The sequence below is a fragment of the Halorhodospira halochloris genome, from assembly GCF_002356555.2.
In the GTDB taxonomy this organism is placed as follows: domain Bacteria; phylum Pseudomonadota; class Gammaproteobacteria; order Nitrococcales; family Halorhodospiraceae; genus Halorhodospira; species Halorhodospira halochloris.
The window spans coordinates 1,552,909-1,567,932 of record NZ_AP017372.2 but is presented as its reverse complement, the minus strand read 5'-3'; the positions used below and the strand labels follow the sequence as shown (position 1 = coordinate 1,567,932).

General features: G+C 56.7%; 15 protein-coding genes. 10 read left to right on the top strand and 5 right to left on the bottom strand.

The genetic code is table 11. The features are described 5' to 3' along the window. Nucleotides 1-28 precede the first annotated feature (28 nt). Nucleotides 29-1,036, top strand: a complete 1,008-nt coding sequence (locus HH1059_RS07165) for a DUF3150 domain-containing protein (protein ID WP_096409548.1) — start codon at nucleotides 29-31, stop codon at nucleotides 1,034-1,036. An 89-nt stretch (nucleotides 1,037-1,125) separates the two neighbouring features. Beyond that, on the top strand, nucleotides 1,126-2,919 hold the full coding sequence (locus HH1059_RS07160; RefSeq protein ID WP_096409547.1) for a VWA domain-containing protein: 1,794 nt from the start codon (nucleotides 1,126-1,128) through the stop codon (nucleotides 2,917-2,919). 100 nt (nucleotides 2,920-3,019) lie between these two features. On the opposite strand, the gene HH1059_RS13320 is transcribed toward HH1059_RS07160, so the two are convergent. After that, complete coding sequence (locus tag HH1059_RS13320) at nucleotides 3,020-3,274, bottom strand: hypothetical protein (RefSeq protein WP_096409546.1); 255 nt, start codon at nucleotides 3,272-3,274, stop codon at nucleotides 3,020-3,022. Nucleotides 3,275-3,349: 75 nt separating this feature from the next. Here HH1059_RS13320 and istA (HH1059_RS07150) point away from each other — a divergent pair, with 75 nt between their 5' ends. From istA (HH1059_RS07150) to HH1059_RS07115, 8 genes are all read left to right on the top strand, one after another. Further along, entirely contained in the window at nucleotides 3,350-4,888 is a 1,539-nt protein-coding gene (istA, locus tag HH1059_RS07150) for an IS21 family transposase (RefSeq protein ID WP_109962873.1), read from the top strand. Between the two features lie 13 nt (nucleotides 4,889-4,901). Next, nucleotides 4,902-5,675 (top strand): IS21-like element helper ATPase IstB, encoded by a 774-nt coding sequence (istB, locus tag HH1059_RS07145; RefSeq protein WP_096409544.1) that lies wholly within the window; start codon nucleotides 4,902-4,904, stop codon nucleotides 5,673-5,675. A 196-nt stretch (nucleotides 5,676-5,871) separates the two neighbouring features. Beyond that, complete coding sequence (locus HH1059_RS07140; protein WP_096409543.1) at nucleotides 5,872-6,210, top strand: hypothetical protein; 339 nt, start codon at nucleotides 5,872-5,874, stop codon at nucleotides 6,208-6,210. A 140-nt stretch (nucleotides 6,211-6,350) separates the two neighbouring features. Then, a complete protein-coding gene (locus HH1059_RS07135; protein ID WP_096409542.1) occupies nucleotides 6,351-6,953 on the top strand; it encodes a hypothetical protein in 603 nt (200 codons plus the stop codon). Between the two features lie 24 nt (nucleotides 6,954-6,977). After that, nucleotides 6,978-7,676 carry a hypothetical protein gene (locus tag HH1059_RS07130; protein ID WP_096409541.1) on the top strand — a complete coding sequence of 233 codons (699 nt, stop codon included), beginning with the start codon at nucleotides 6,978-6,980 and terminating at the stop codon, nucleotides 7,674-7,676. Nucleotides 7,677-7,714: 38 nt separating this feature from the next. Then, nucleotides 7,715-8,176 (top strand): hypothetical protein, encoded by a 462-nt coding sequence (locus HH1059_RS07125; protein WP_231901897.1) that lies wholly within the window; start codon nucleotides 7,715-7,717, stop codon nucleotides 8,174-8,176. Between the two features lie 83 nt (nucleotides 8,177-8,259). Then, on the top strand, nucleotides 8,260-8,979 hold the full coding sequence (locus HH1059_RS07120; RefSeq protein ID WP_096409539.1) for a hypothetical protein: 720 nt from the start codon (nucleotides 8,260-8,262) through the stop codon (nucleotides 8,977-8,979). 94 nt (nucleotides 8,980-9,073) lie between these two features. Further along, complete coding sequence (locus tag HH1059_RS07115; RefSeq protein ID WP_096409538.1) at nucleotides 9,074-9,622, top strand: uracil-DNA glycosylase; 549 nt, start codon at nucleotides 9,074-9,076, stop codon at nucleotides 9,620-9,622. 264 nt (nucleotides 9,623-9,886) lie between these two features. On the opposite strand, the gene HH1059_RS07110 is transcribed toward HH1059_RS07115, so the two are convergent. The 4 genes from HH1059_RS07110 to HH1059_RS07095 all read right to left on the bottom strand — a co-directional run bounded on the left by HH1059_RS07110 (nucleotide 9,887) and on the right by HH1059_RS07095 (nucleotide 15,011). Beyond that, nucleotides 9,887-10,945: an ankyrin repeat domain-containing protein gene (locus HH1059_RS07110; protein ID WP_096409537.1), complete on the bottom strand. Its 1,059-nt coding sequence runs from the start codon at nucleotides 10,943-10,945 to the stop codon at nucleotides 9,887-9,889. Nucleotides 10,946-11,436: 491 nt separating this feature from the next. Continuing rightward, a complete protein-coding gene (gene istB, locus HH1059_RS07105) occupies nucleotides 11,437-12,216 on the bottom strand; it encodes an IS21-like element helper ATPase IstB (RefSeq protein ID WP_096409536.1) in 780 nt (259 codons plus the stop codon). Continuing rightward, entirely contained in the window at nucleotides 12,197-13,714 is a 1,518-nt protein-coding gene (gene istA / locus HH1059_RS07100) for an IS21 family transposase (RefSeq protein WP_096409535.1), read from the bottom strand. The genes istB (HH1059_RS07105) and istA (HH1059_RS07100) overlap by 20 nt, the downstream gene beginning before the upstream one ends. Nucleotides 13,715-14,714: 1,000 nt before the next feature. Further along, nucleotides 14,715-15,011, bottom strand: coding sequence for a winged helix-turn-helix domain-containing protein (locus tag HH1059_RS07095; RefSeq protein WP_096409534.1), 297 nt, complete (start codon nucleotides 15,009-15,011; stop codon nucleotides 14,715-14,717). Nucleotides 15,012-15,024 lie beyond the last annotated feature (13 nt).

Below are 15,024 nucleotides of genomic sequence, written 5' to 3'. Positions count from 1 at the left end.
GGCGATCTACTCTCTATGGAGGTCTGCGATGACAAACATAACTGAAATCACCGATCAGCTAACTTTGGTAGTGCTGGATATACGGATCTGGTCAGGGCGTAAGAAGCTGCGCGCAGAGGATCTACACTTGGATGATGGGGAGATACCGCCCGAAGATTTGGTATCTCTCGGTTCCAAGCGCGTCTGTGACCCGGAGCAGCTCAAGGCCTTCCATCGGCTTAAGCAATCGGCAGAACGCTCCTGTCTGCGGGTTGGCACCCGCTTTCTCGGCGGATTTGCCGTTGCTAAGGAGCAGACCACCGCTCTGGCTGAGGAGCTCGATCAGATTAAGGCTCAGTTCGATGCCGAGCGTGATAACTTTCTGTCCACTTACGACCGGGACCTAGAGGATTGGATTCAAACTCTGCCTGGTTTCGAGACGGCGATTCGCCGGGCCGTGGAGCCAGCAAGTAGTGTGGCTGCACGGCTGCGATTTGGCTATCAGCTCGTTGAGATAAAGCCGGCTATCGTGCCTGGCACCTTAGACGAGGAGGTAGCCGAACTCGGTGACGGTGTCTTTGGCGAGGTCGAGCAAATGGCCCGGGATTTAACTGATAGCTTCGAGGGCAAGGATAAGCTCAACCGCCGTGCCTTAGGCACCTTCAGAAAGATCCGTAACAAGCTGGCCTGTCTGAGCTTTATCGACAGGCGTATCGAGCCAGTACTCGGTAGCGTCGATCAATGGCTGCACCGGTTGCCGGCTACAGCCCCTATCCAGGGCTCCCTTTTCAACGAAGGGATGGGCCTAGCCCTGTTGCTATCCGATGCCGAGCGCATGGCCCGTCATGGTGCCGGTCAGATCGATGCACTCAGCTTGCCACTGCCCACGCTGCCAACGGACAAAAGCGCTGAGCAGATCGATTCATCGGATGCCGGTCTTGAGGAAAGTGGGGCCGACACAACGCCTGAGCGAGAGGGCGAGAACAGCGGCGATAGCACTCCCTCGCACAGGCCGGTAATAACCGACCCTCAGCCGGTGCCAAGCTTCTTTTTCTAGCGAGCCGATACCAATCAGCTCAACCTCTACCACGGCGCAGTGGCCGGTTAGCCCGGCTGCTGCGCCTTTTTCGTTTTTAGGAGGCGATTATGCGACTTAGTACACTCAACGATGCTCTACCGATAGTGGCTGCCGCCTATGGGCGTAAGTTTGGCGTCAAGGTTCGGGTTGGCGGTCAGAATGCGTTCACTGACGGGCAGAGCATTAACATCCCGAGTCTATCCGAAGAGGTGAGGAGCAGGACGTTGGCTTATGGTTACCTTGCCCATGAAGCCGGTCATGTGCGCTTCACCGACTTCACTCAGGCGCGTCATCCCCAGCCCTTAGGGAAGCTTCTGGAGGGAGTGATCGAGGATATCCGCATTGAGGCGGCGATGATTACCACTTATCCAGGGACGAGGAAGACCCTCGATGCGGTGCTGGAGCATTTGATTGAAGCAGGTCGGATGCAACCTCCCAGTGATCAAGATCCACCGGGGCAGGTGCTTGGAAACGCGGTACTGTTGATTGGCCGTTATCACTATCGTCGGCAAAGCGCACTGCAGATGCACTCTCAGCAATCAGAAGAGGTGCTCTCACAGGTATTCGGTCAGCAGTTCGTGAGGCAGTTACATGGGCTTCTAGCCGAGATTCCGGGACTCACCTGTACAGCCGAGACGATGGCTTTAGCGCAGCGGATTATCTCCCTGCTTGAGTCTCTCTTACAGGGACAATCGCCTGAGCAAGCTAACGCGGCTGATCAGCCTGATAATCAACCCGCCGGTGATCACACAGCGGATGATCAGGCATCAGGGAAGGATAATTCTGCTCAGGATGACTCCTACCAAGAGGGGCAGCAGGCAAGCGGTGAGGATTGCGCCGGTGCATCTGCAGATGACGGTGCTGATGCCAAAGCTAGTGCCGCTACTGATGCCGACTCTGGTGATGAGGATCATCATAAGCAGTCGGCCGACAGCACGTCACAGCAAGGCTCGACATCGGAGCAAGGTTCCTCTTCAGGGCCAGACTCAAGTCTGGCAGCTCAAGCCGCACAGGCAGCACTGCAAGCCGATAAGGACGCTCTGCCGGAGGATCTATTCGAGGCGGTTGGCAACATCCTGCAAAGCCACTCTAGCGATGACACCCAACTACTGCCAACAGCGCAGTCCTATCAGGGCGATGCAGAGCTAGGCAAGGAGGCCTTGGAGCGGGTCAAGGTCCATTCAGCGCACCTAAATGCCCAACTGCAAGGGCTGGTTCAGTCTCAACGATTGACCCGTTCACGCACCGCACGCTCTGGCCGGCGTTTAAGTGCGAAACATCTGCACCGGGCGGGTGTTGCGGATAGCCGGATATTCAGGGCAAGCAGAGCGCAACCTGCCCCTAACACCGCACTGCATCTGCTCATCGATCTCTCGCTCTCGATGCAGGGTGGGCCGGATCGCTTGGCCCTAGATGCGGCTATGTCTCTAGCCCTGGCGCTAGAGTCTATAAACGGTGTCTCTAGGGCGGTCTCGGTATTCCCAGGACTAAGGGGGCAAAGCAGCTATGTCACTCAAGTGCTTGCCCACGATGACAGGGTAAGCACTAGAACTGGAGCCTTCGTGCAAAAGGCGCGTGGCAGCACTCCGATGACAGGGGCGCTGTGGTTTGCAGCGGCAGATCTGCTCGCACGTTCTGAGCCTCGTAAGGTGGTTCTGGTTCTAACCGACGGTGAGCCGAACGATACGGATAGCACACTGTCGATGATCAGCCGTGCCCAATCGGCACAGCTTGAGATGATCGGAATCGGTATCCAGCACCGCGTCGATCACCTTTTCCCGCAAGCTATACGCATCGATCAGCTAAGTGAATTAAAGAACTCGCTCTTCGATGTAACGGGGCAACTGCTGCTTAGCCACTAAGTCCCTCCTACCTTCGCTACACCTTAATCCTAACCGCCAATGGCCGGGCAGGCACTTAGCCCTGTAAGGGCCGATGTGTGCCTTTGCCCGTGATGTGGCACTACGCAAAGGAGAAACTTGCTATGATTGCGTATTCCGGACGATCGTGACCGCGTTTTCCGCGTGAACGTGACCGGGAATTCCGAGCCAACGTGACCGCGTTTTCCGTTTGAACGTGACCGATTTTGATCTCCTTTGCGTAAACCGCGGTCACGATCGCGCAAACTGCGGTCACGATCACGTAAGTCGCGGTCACGATCACGTAAATCGCGGTCACGATGCCGTAAACCGCGGTCACGTTGGTGCGGAATATCATCGAACCCACTGGAATCCTTAGTCTTAAATCGGCATAACCGCTGTCTTTACTTACCTATTGAAGAGGGAGACGGCGATGCCAACGGAGAGGGTTCGAATGAAGAAGATTACCGAAGTGTTGCGCCTCAAGTACCAAGCCGGTCTGAGTCATGAGCAGATTGCTCGAGTCTGTAAGCTCTCCAAAGGGGCAGTTAGCAAGTATGTCAGCCTGGCCAAGGCACAGGGTCTCTATTGGCCGCTTCCCGAGGGTGTTGATGAGGCGCGACTGGAGGCGCTGCTCTACCCCTCTGAGCAGCCGCAGCGCGGCTTTGTGGAGCCTGACTGCTTCCAGATCCATCAACAGCTCAAGCGCAAAGGGGTGACGCTGCAGCTGCTGTGGGGTGAGTATGCTGCCACTTATGGTGAGCGGGCTTACCGTTACAGCTATTATTGCCACCGTTATCGCCAGTGGCGCTCGCGGCAAAAGCGTAGTATGCGGCAACACCACCGCGCTGGAGAGAAGGCGTTCCTCGACTACTGCGGCACGACGGTAGCGGTAAACGAACGCGATACCGGTGCAGTGCGCCTTGCCCAGATCTTTGTCGGTGTCCTTGGGGCTTCAAGCTATACCTACGCCGAAGCCACCTGGAGTCAGTCTCTGCCGGACTGGATTGCCTCAAATCAGCGGATGCTGCGCTTTTTCGGCGGTGTACCGCGGCTTCTGATTCCTGACAATCTCAAGGCTGCTGTGACGAGGGCAGATCGTTACGCCCCCAAAGTCAACGATACCTATGCAGATATGGCGACCCACTACAACACCGCCATACTGCCCGCTCGCCCCTACAAACCGAAGGACAAAGCCAAGGTAGAAGTGGCCGTCCAGGTAGTCGAACGGTGGATTTTAGCGCGGCTGCGTCATCATACGTTTTTCTCGTTAGCGGAGCTTAATCAGGCCATCTGCGAACTGCTACCGGTGCTCAACGAACGCCCCTTTCAAGGTCGCAGCGAGAGCCGTAGGGATTTGTTTGAGTCTTTGGATCGCCCAGCCCTGGGCGTACTGCCCCGTGAGGCCTACGAGTACGCCGAGTGGCACAGAGCTAAGCCAGGCATCGACTACCACGTTGAATATGAGGGGCGCTTTTACAGCGTCCCGCACGCTCTAGTCGGTCATATGCTGGAGTTACGCATTAGCGCTACTGCGGTGGAGATTCTACACAAAGGTCAGCGGGTCGCTAGCCATGCCCGTCACGCTCAGGGGCGCTACTCTACTGTGATCGAGCACATGCCGAGGTCCCATCAGGCCCATCGCGAGTGGTCGCCGCAGCGCTTCATGCACTGGGCAGCGGCGGTTGGTCCGGCTACCGCCGAGCTCGTCGAGCAGCAGCTATACAACCGCCCCCACCCCGAGCATAGCTACCGCGCCTGTTTAGGGCTGCTGAATCTATCCCGACGCTTCGGTCGTCCCCGCCTAGAGGCGGCTTGTGTGCGGGCCTTAGCAATCGGTGCCGCTAGCTATAAGAGCGTCGCCTCCATCATCAAGCAGGGGCTCGACCAACTGCCATTGGAGCCGGAAAGCGACTCTGCAGACGAGCTACCGGCTCACACGAATGTCCGCGGCGCTGACTACTACCACTGAGGGGGACCTTGCCATGCTCCATCAACAGACAATCGAACAACTACGCGCTCTCAAGCTCGTCGGCATGCTCCACGCGCTAGAGCAGCAACAGGCACAGCCTGAAACCTACGAACTTCCCTTCGAACAACGCTTCGCTATGCTAGTCGAGCAAGAGGTGCTCTACCGCGAGAACCGGCGGCTGAACCGCTTGCTCAAGGAGGCTAAGCTCCGAGTCCAAGCCTGTGTCGAGGATATCGATTACCGCCACCCCAGGGATTTAGAGAAATCGAGCATGGCGGCACTGGCTCAGTGCGGCTGGATCCGCAACGCTCACAACCTCTGCATCACCGGCCCCACCGGCTGTGGCAAGACCTGGTTGGCCTGCGCTCTCGGCAACCAGGCGTGCCGCCAAGGGCTCTCGGTACGCTATTTGCGGTTGCCGACGCTGTTTGAGCAGCTGCGCATCGCCCACGGCGACGGTTCCTATCCTCGCTTGATGAACCGGCTGCTCAAAATGGATTTGCTTATCCTCGACGATTGGGGGCTTCAAAAGATGACTGCCTCTCAGCGTCAGGATCTGATGGAGGTGATTGAGCAGCGCCACGGCCAACGCTCCTCGCTAATCGCCAGTCAGCTCCCTATTGAGCATTGGCACGAATACATCGGCGAGGCAACGCTCGCTGATGCCATCCTCGATCGCCTTCTGCACGGGGCACATCGGCTCAAGCTCAGTGGTGAATCAATGCGCAAGCAGCACTCTGAGGCTATTGGCGGTGACGCAAACTCACACAATAGTGTTACTGCGTAACGCAGGTTGCTATGCCAGGCTCTGCCACTAAGCCTCAGCACACCTGTCGGCAGCACCGCCTGTGGCGGCGTACCTATGGCCTAGAAGGGCTTGTGTGCACCGCTACTAGGTTTTACCACGCGGCCACGATGACCCGCGGGCGCTTAGTCGTCCAGATGTGGTCCGTATAAAGCGTTACTGCGTAACGGAGATAACCATGCCCAAGACCAACGCTCAGCGCCAACAAGCCTACCGTCAACGCCATCTCAAGGGCTTTGACGACGAGCAGCAGATGCTCGAAAGAATCAACATGATGATCCATCACAGAGCCAAGATCGGCCTTAAACGCCTAGCTCACTATTACGGCGTAACGCAGCGGGCCTTTCTAGAGCAGATCATTGAGGATGCTACTGAACAGGTGCTCAAAACCCTCGATGGTGCGCAGCAAAATGACTTCTACGACATGAAAATTACGTTACGCAGTAACGAAGGAGGTGAGGTTACCAATACTACTCAAAACGTCGCCGAGTTGACTGATCGTGACCGGTCAGAGTAAAAAATAGGCTCCAGTGTGGTGTCGGTGGTGACATCGGTCACGATCAGCGGAATCAGCGGTCACGATCACCGGAATGAGCAACTCCGGGCTCTAAGGATTATTCTGGCGTTGTACAGAAATGAGAACTGGCCGAGGTGCCAATGGATTGGATTGAGACACTTGGGATTCCAAGCTTACTAGTAATCATTGCAGGCTGGCTCGGAAAGCGCTACCTGGATAAGAAACTCGAGTACGAGCGGGCTTTGTATAAATCCCAGATTGCATCTTTAGAGGGCAGTCTTCGAGAGAACCTTGAGGTTCATAAGCAAAAGCTTAAAAACTCCGAGTTCATATTTCGAGAGCAATACCATGCGGTTTTGCAGCTTTATAAGCTCAAGAAAGATATGGTTCCGGAAAAGCGCTATCCCGACATGGAATGGGGAGATGCACTGGAGGAAATGGCTCAATCCGCTAACGAAACTCGAAAGCAGCTAGAAGCGTTTAGGGAGAAGTACTTTGCTGTTCTATCTCCTGGTGTTGTAGAGAAATTGGAGTCAGCTTCTTCTTCTTGTATTGACGCAGAGCTTGAGGGTCCCGATTTTCCGGGAACCCAATTTATAGATTTGGCATTCAATCGCATAGAGGAGTGTACATCGCTCCTTAAATCCGATTTCGATGGGCAGCGCAATGTCAAGTTTCAAAGATTTGAAAGAGGTGGTGCACAAAAAGGCCCTCCAGCGGACTCTGAAAATGAGCGCCGCTGAGCGCTAGAGTTGGGCAGATTTCCGATGATTTGTCCATACGAAGTTCCCAACAATGAAGAACTTGATTACGGCCGCTTCGAGAGGTCGCACCGAGAGGGACGGCGACTCGTAGAGGGTTGGGCCAATCGCGCGTATCGTGAGCTCGATTGCGATGCTCAAGAAGCGTTTGAGCCATTCATCTTTCTGTGGATCGCGTTCAATGCGTGGGCTGCATGTGTGACGGGCGAGGATCGAGATGCCAATATGATTCGCCGCGTCGCAAATTGCCCGAAGACGCGCGACCTGTTTTCGAAGCTACTAGAAGAAGATGACGATTTCCAAAGAACCGTCCAGAGCTTCGCGGACCTTTGGCCTATCTTTAAGGCCCAAGACATTCGGCGCGCTGGGCATTTCGGGCATATCTCAGATGATCGAAGGGAGGTGATCGAACACTACCGTGGGATCGAGGGTATCGCTTATGAGCCCCGGTGTGCGTTCTTTCACCAAGATGCGGCCGGTGCGGTCCCTGTTGATTGGCCACACTGCCTCAACACCATCTATCGAGTCCGCTGCAATCTTTTCCATGGCGAGAAATCACCGCATTCAGAAATGGATGCGCGTGTTGTCAAGAACGCGTTCGATACACTGGCTCATTTCTTCCTTCGAACGGCGATAATTCCGCCCAACAATCGGATCCACCAGACGGGCCAACGGCTACGCGGCCGCCCCGCCGGTGAGCCGTAGCATTACACAGACAAGGGTGAATCATGTACCAGCTTGAGGTGAAAAGATGGCTTGTGGCGCACCGATTTAACCCAAAGGATGGCTGGGTCGTCACAGTGGACGTTGATGCGATGGAGAGGGCCCGCGGCGGCCAACACCCCGAGGGAAAGAAGGAGCGAGTTCAGGTTGCGGAGGCAGAGCTAGTAGATCTTGGAGCGACTATCGGGGCACATACGGAGTTTGGGCGTACGGACATTGTGGCAGAGCACCCGGCACACGGAGTCTATCTTGTGGAGGTCGAAGGCACTTCATCGAAACAATCCGAACAAGCCATGTATTCGGCCCTTGGGCAAGCGGCGCTCCTCATGCATGGTCCCGGGCAAAACTATGTCCTGGCGGTCCCGGATGAGCCGAAGTGGGAACGTCAAGTGCGTAAGATTCCTGAATACGCCCTCGGGCAGCTTTCGCTTCGTTGCGTACTCGTTTCAAGGGAGGGCGCCCGTGAACTCGTATCCGCGTAACACGGCACTCAAGCCGACCGGCCTACGCTGTGCTCCGGCCAGCACCGTAGTTCAGCGTTGTCCGTCACGGGGAGCGTAAGGCGATGCTGACATACTCATTCGAGGACCTAGCGCAGGCGTTTCGAGTGTTACTGGAATCCAACTTCCATTTGCAACGACTGATGCCGGTTGATAGAGCGGAGGCTATCGGAACGCTTGAGACCGCGATCAATGCCAAGCTGAACGCATTCCACAACCTATACGACCTCATGCGACAGCAGGGACTCGACAGCCCAAACTGGTACGAGACGGCCGAGCTTTGCGTGATCCTCGCCATCCGTAATGCTCGGCACCACAACAAGGCTAATCGTATACGGAGCCTATATAACTATCACCGGTACGTTGCGGCTGACCCTACGATGGCCGATAACTACTTCTACGTGGACTTCCCCGCCCCCCCCGAGGAGGAGGGAGGAGACTGCTTTGATGTTCCGCTGTCTTGGGCAGACCTGGATCACTTCCTTTCACTTCCGAAGGCGGAATCTCGACTCCGGGCTGGAGCGCGAGATCTCATACGCGACTACCTTGCTGCGGATTCATTCGAAGCGGAAGCACTAGCATCGGGGATCGAGAAGGAGCGCGTGTTTTTCAATTTCGTCCCTTTGGCGCTAAATGCTGGCATCGCATTGCTTCCGGCCGTGAAAGATCATGTCGGCGCGGACTCCGTGGAAGCAAAGTATTTTCTTCACCATTTTGAAACCGTTAGTGCGGCAATGACTCGCCATCATGAGACGGCGGTCATTTCGATGAGATTGCCGAAATAAAAGAAGAAGCAACGGTCGTGTAGAACATAACCACACGCTGGAGCCGACGCACTAAAGCCTGCTGCCCAGCTTCGCGTTAGAACTGTCTAGGAACATGAGATTTACCGAAATTGTTAATCAGATCAGAGAAGAACAGGGGCTTAGCTGCGAGGTACCGAGCTTTGATCCAGAGAACGGAAACGAGCAGGCGCACTACCTGTTCTTGCTTGAGGCCCCCGGGCCGAAGGCCGTGCAAACTGGTTATGTATCCGTGAACAACCCGGACCCTACGGCCCGCAATTTTCAGCGCCAGCTACGCGAGGCGGGTATAGGAAAGGAAGATATTGCAGTCTGGAACGTCGTGCCTTGGTACCTCGGAGGTGAAGGGCGCCAGAAGATCCGCGGGGCGAAGTCAGCTGACATTCGGGCCGGCGTGAAGCATCTGAGGCCGCTAATCGCAGCGATGCCGAGACTAGAGAGCATCGTATTAGTAGGTGCTGCAGCTCGAAAGGCGCATGTGTTCCTGTCCCGGGTCACTGCGAAAAGAATACTCAGCTGCCACCACCCTTCAGCGAAGGCGCTCAACGCAAACTCGGAAGCCGAGGACGAGAACGTCGCGGTGTTCCAGTTAATGAAAGATGGTGCAGTAAGAAAAAGCGGCTAGTCCGGCTCTGGACCCGACTGATCAAAAGCCGGGCTGGGTTCCAGCCGGTGCCTGAGCTAGCGGGGTGTCCGGTTGGCGGTGCGACCGCACACGACAACCTGCTGGTCATGAGCCGCATGATCCTGCGGGGGCATCACCTACACAGATTTGGGTAGCGTCGGGGGTCTCACCTCGGAGCCCTCTAGCGCCCGCATTGGGCGGTTGGTGGCCAGGGCGGGGGACGGGCGGAGCGGCCCCGGTAACTTTCCCCGTCGGCCCTGGCTTTTACTCGTAGCGCCCTTCGTGGAGGCGCCAGTAGACGTCGGAATTGCGGACAGCCGGGTTGTCCTCGGCGAAGTCAGCAGCCGTGGTTCCCTGATCGATGCGCTTCCCCGGGTCGGCGCCGTGGTCGAGCAGGGCGTCGACCATGGCCGGATCGTTTCCCGTAGCGGCGATCATAAGGGCCGTCGCGTTCACCTCGTTCCGAGCATCGGTTTTGGCGCCATGGTTGATCAGGGTCTCGGTCATGGTCGGCTCGTTGTGTTGAGCAGCAAGCATGAGGGCGGTCCAGCCGTCCTCTTCCCGAGCATTGGGGTCGGCGCCGTGATCGAGGAGTGTTTCGACCATGTCCGGCTCGTTGTGCTGAGCGGCGAACATGAGGGCGGTCCAGCCGTCCTCGTCCCGAGCATTGGCGTCTGAGCCATGATCGAGGAGTGTCTCGGCCATGTCCGGCTCGTTGGACTGAGCGGCGATCATAAGGGCGGTCGCGTTGATCTCGTTCCGAGCATCGGTTTTGGCGCCATGGTTGATCAGGGTCTCGGCCATGGTCGGCTCGTTGTGTTGAGCAGCAAGCATGAGGGCGGTCCAGCCGTCCTCTTCCCGAGCATTGGGGTCGGCGCCGTGATCGAGGAGTGTTTCGACCATGTCCGGCTCGTTGTGCTGAGCGGCGAACATAAGGGCGGTCACGCCGCTCTCTCTCCGAGCATTTGGGTTGGCACCGTGCTCGATCAGCGTTTCGGCCATCTCCGGATCGTTTTCATGAGCGGCTATCATCAGAGCGGTCTCGCCCCTCTCGCCCCGAGCATTGGGGTCGGAGCCATGATCGAGGAGAGTCTCGGCCATGTCCGGCTTGTTCAACTGAGCGGCAACCATGAGAGCGGTCCAGCCGTCCTCTTCCCGAGCATTAGGGTCGGCGCCCGCCTCAATCAACTCCACTGCGTTTTCGGGATCGCCTACTGCGGCTTCGACATAAAGCGGTTCCCGATCCGCCGCGGATGCCGCGTGCATGACTAGGCTGAAATTACATACGCAGGCGATCATAGAGAGGGAACGCAGACGTTCCATATGCTCCTCCCTTGGCTTCCTCCTCCCAAGGTCACCGACGCCTCCAAAGAGTCTGATTGCCCGGATTGACCCCGGGCAACCAGCCTAGCGCATTCGGAAACGCCTCGGTAGAAGTAAGGGCAATAGGCACGCCTTAGCCTACCTGTACCACGTTTACCCCGGGCCATGTCTCGGGGGATCACGCCAACCATGGTGCCGAAGGATGCAGATTCCAGTCAAGTGATAGCCCCATTCCAAACGAAGTGAACGTCCTATTCCAATTGAAGTGACATGCCCATTCCAAGCGAAGTGAACGTCCCGTTCTAATGATTTGAACCGTCTCCTTTGGCAGTAGTTCAACGCTATAACATAGGGTCATGAGGCTTGCTCCGACGTGGTTGCATCCAGGGTGTTAGCGGCTTTGGAAAACCGTACGAAATTGGCGGAGGATTCAGACATACTAATACGTTACTGAGATCCACCGCCATGTCCTTTTCCTTACAGGTGGTAAATTAACTCTCTGCTTTGGCTTTTTTGCTCGGGGACTTGCGCTTAGCTTCTCGGGTGTTTCTGCGTTCTTGAGCTTCCTTGTAGCGATATGACTCGCCGTCTATGGCGAGCACTTCAGCGTTATGCAGCAGTCTATCGATCAGGGATACGACACACGCAGCACTCGGGAAGACCTCGCCCCACTCGCTAAAGGGGCGATTGGTGGTGATGATAATAGAGTTCTTCTCGTACCGGCGGCTGACCAATTCGAAGAGCAGATCGGCATAACGCGTCGAGTAGGAGAGATACCCTAGCTCGTCGATGACCAGTAAGCGTGGCCTAGTGAATCGGTTAAAGCGCTGCTGGAGTAGCCTCTCACTGTCTTGTGAGGCCAGCTCGGCGAGAATGGTGCTGGCGTTGACAAAGAGCGCGGTATAGCCGGCGATTACCGCCTGGTAGGCGATATTGCGGGCTATCATGGTTTTGCCGACGCCGTTACTGCCGAGCAGGACGACATTACCGGCCTCGGGGATGAATTCCAGGCTCATCAGGGCATTGATAGCGCCGCGGTCACAGCTAGTAGGCCACGACCAATCGAATTCGCTCATCGGCTTGAAACGCCCTATATGTGCTTCGCTCAGGCGGCGCTCGAGAGAGCGGCGGGTGCGCTCTTGCTCTTCCCAGCACAGCATCTGCTCGATCCACTCCTTATCCTCAATCTCTTCCCAGTGGGCGAGGATGCCATGCAAGCGCAGGGCCTTGGCCCGCTCAATCATTTGCTGCTCAGGTGTTTTCGGGGTCATTGTCGTCTTTCTCATAGTTAGGGGTTAGGGCGTCGTAGCCATCGAGCCCGCGCAACCGGATGCTTGGCTCACGTTGACGTAGCTGCTCGGGTAAGCGCAGAGGCAGCGATGGCGGGCCAGGGGTTTGATCGCGGCGTTGTTCGAGGATCTGGCTGAGGGCATGTGGGTGGGGTACACCACGCTCGAGAGCGTGCTCAATGGCGGCATCGAGCTCGCTGGCGCCGTAGTGATCGAGCAGACGAAGTAGCGCAGCTGTGACGCTGCCGAGGCTATTGGTGCGCGTTGCCGCTTGCGAGAGAAACTCCTTGGCGCGCGGTACAGAGCTGCTAAGCCGGTCGGTGCCACGATGTAGTCGAGCAGCTTGCTTCTCTTGGGCTAGCTTATCGATATGGCGCGGGTCCTCTATTTGAGCATGGCGATCATAGCTGCGTGGATGCGAGGCTATAACATTCTCGCCATCAAGCACCTGGATCCTCTCCAGAGTTGCGCTGACGCTGAGCGTTTTGCGGACATATTCGTGCGGCACCGAGTAGTCGTTAAGGTCAAAGCGCACATAAGGGGTTTTGCCTACCTTTACAGGCACGTTCTCATAGCAAGGAAATGGCTCGCTGGGTAAGGCACGTAGGTAAGGCTGCTCCTCGGCAAATGCCTGGCGAACACTGCTCTTTTGCTCCTGATCGCAGCGCCGCTCGGCGGCAATGCTTACGCACCAGTGCTGCGCCTGCTCGTTCAGATCATCAAGGCAGTTAAACTGCCTACCGGGCCAGAAGCTGGAACGCACATAGCGGATTGCCCGCTCGACACGGCCCTTTTCGTTGCCTCGGGCTACGGCTACTGGCCGTGGCTCAAAGCCGTAGTGGGCGCTAAGATCGAGTAGCTGCGGATTAAAGCGGATCTGTTCGGCGTAGCGCTCCAGCACCGCGCTTTTGAGGTTATCGTAGAGCAGGCACCTGCACACCCCCTGCCAGGCCTCGAAGGCGGCGACGTGGCCACGCAAAAAGTTGGCCGTCGATGAGCCGAGGTAGAAGCGCAGAAAGATCCAGCGCGAATAGCTCAGGACCATGACAAATGCCATCAGTGGGCGCTTAGCCCGACCTATGGGCAGTTTGCCGAAATGGCCCCAATCGACCTGTGCCTGCTCCCCGGGCAGGGTACGCAGGCGCATATACGCCTCAGCGACCGGTTTCGGCCGGTACTGGCTTATCAGGTGGCGAAAGTGATCAGGGCCGCCCGAATAACCACGCTCGCGGGCCATGTCATAGAGCCGGCTAGCTGGTATTTTGGGGTAATCTGCCAGGGTCTGCTCGATCCAGGGTACATAGGGATCAATGATCGATTCTCGCCTAGTGCGTTGTGCACTAGGGATACCGGCCTTTGCCAGCACCCTATGGACGACATCGGTGTGGACATTGAGTTGTCGGGAAATGGTGCCGACGCGCCAGTGCTCGGCGTAGTGATAGCGCATGATCTGCGCCTCAAGCTCTTTGGATATAGCCATATCCTTACACTCCATATGCTCGGCGAGATGAGCGCAGAAACATGCGCCTCGGGCTTAGCGCAAGGCAATTCTCGCCGGATCTCAGGGACCCGAGGGGCGCAACGGCTCGCGGCGAGAATAGCGGCGCAGGGTATTTGTGCGGACAAATACCGAGCACGGGCGAGCGCAGAAGTCACAGCGCGGGGCGCTCTCTGTGAGTCGGCGCGCTTGCTGATAATCGGGCCGCTGAACAGGCCGTGCTCGAGCTTGGTTATCTGGCTGCGAGAGCTTAAGTGAAGCATCACTATCAACAGGTGTGGAACCCTGATGCGTCACTTTTTTGTCTCGGCTTAGGGATAGGGATAGGGGTCGAGTCCGGGCCCTGGCTCGATAACGACTCTGGCGCTCTGCATGCTTGGCTTTGCCTCGCCTAGAGTCTTGATAACGCCTACCCGCCTCGCGCAGGGACTGGCGGCGGGCAGCAGTTGCGCATTGCTGGCTACAGTAGCGATTGCCGCGATCACATTGACTGCAGATCATGACCTGTCGATTGCAGCAATCGCAAAAGAAAAGTCGGCGGGTCAATGCTTTAGGCTGGCTCATCGGGGCGCTTATCCAGGTAAATTGCAAACACTGGACAACGGCGCTAAACCCGAGGATACTGATAAGTGCCGTGTCGCAGGACGCGGTGGGCGCGGCATCAGGAGGGTTGTCAGCCTCTGGTTACCTGATGTCGCGTCGCCCTTACTACTTGCCTACCGATTCTCACCCTCTTATAAGCAAATCTCCAGTACTTTTAGCTGCTTAAGCAATAGCTCTGTGGACTTGTGGACGAGCGCTTCGCGCCGCCCTGAGCCCTACGGGCCGTGTGGACAGCCCGTGGACAACCCTGCGGGTTGCCCACCGCCTGCCCACACTCTCAGGGCTCTCGCCCACAGGGCCCACAGAGCCAGCTACTGGTTTATAAGGAAAAGAAGGGACAAGCGAAAGCAGAAATCGACACAGAGCGTGGTAGTTAGTCTTAGCTTTTAGCTACCCAGTAGTTATGCGTGTTCTTGAATCCTCCGCCAAATATGTACGGATTTTGGCAGCCAACAACATCCAAGAGTCCTGCTTTTTTCAAATACGTGCGTGCCCAGCCAACACGGTTGTCAAATTTGAACTGCCGCCCGCTCGGTAGAAGTTCCTTGCGTTCCGAATCCTGAAGCTCGAAGTTATCGGCAAGGGACTGAATAGCTGCCCGCAAGGAGTGCTCTTGTCCATCTTCTGCTAGGCGCAGCAATGGGAGCATAATGCTTTGGTAGTCGGGTACTGCCATGGTGATTTATAAA

What these genes read in the sequence shown, in the direction of transcription:
- HH1059_RS07165 (WP_096409548.1), top strand. Translation starts at nt 29, where the DNA reads ATGACAAACATAACTGAAATCACCGATCAGCTAACTTTGGTAGTGCTG.
- HH1059_RS07160 (WP_096409547.1), top strand. Translation starts at nt 1,126, where the DNA reads ATGCGACTTAGTACACTCAACGATGCTCTACCGATAGTGGCTGCCGCC.
- HH1059_RS13320 (WP_096409546.1), bottom strand. Translation starts at nt 3,274, where the DNA reads ATGATATTCCGCACCAACGTGACCGCGGTTTACGGCATCGTGACCGCG.
- istA (WP_109962873.1), top strand. Translation starts at nt 3,350, where the DNA reads ATGCCAACGGAGAGGGTTCGAATGAAGAAGATTACCGAAGTGTTGCGC.
- istB (WP_096409544.1), top strand. Translation starts at nt 4,902, where the DNA reads ATGCTCCATCAACAGACAATCGAACAACTACGCGCTCTCAAGCTCGTC.
- HH1059_RS07140 (WP_096409543.1), top strand. Translation starts at nt 5,872, where the DNA reads ATGCCCAAGACCAACGCTCAGCGCCAACAAGCCTACCGTCAACGCCAT.
- HH1059_RS07135 (WP_096409542.1), top strand. Translation starts at nt 6,351, where the DNA reads ATGGATTGGATTGAGACACTTGGGATTCCAAGCTTACTAGTAATCATT.
- HH1059_RS07130 (WP_096409541.1), top strand. Translation starts at nt 6,978, where the DNA reads ATGATTTGTCCATACGAAGTTCCCAACAATGAAGAACTTGATTACGGC.
- HH1059_RS07120 (WP_096409539.1), top strand. Translation starts at nt 8,260, where the DNA reads ATGCTGACATACTCATTCGAGGACCTAGCGCAGGCGTTTCGAGTGTTA.
- HH1059_RS07115 (WP_096409538.1), top strand. Translation starts at nt 9,074, where the DNA reads ATGAGATTTACCGAAATTGTTAATCAGATCAGAGAAGAACAGGGGCTT.
- HH1059_RS07110 (WP_096409537.1), bottom strand. Translation starts at nt 10,945, where the DNA reads ATGGAACGTCTGCGTTCCCTCTCTATGATCGCCTGCGTATGTAATTTC.
- istB (WP_096409536.1), bottom strand. Translation starts at nt 12,216, where the DNA reads ATGACCCCGAAAACACCTGAGCAGCAAATGATTGAGCGGGCCAAGGCC.
- istA (WP_096409535.1), bottom strand. Translation starts at nt 13,714, where the DNA reads ATGGCTATATCCAAAGAGCTTGAGGCGCAGATCATGCGCTATCACTAC.
- HH1059_RS07095 (WP_096409534.1), bottom strand. Translation starts at nt 15,011, where the DNA reads ATGGCAGTACCCGACTACCAAAGCATTATGCTCCCATTGCTGCGCCTA.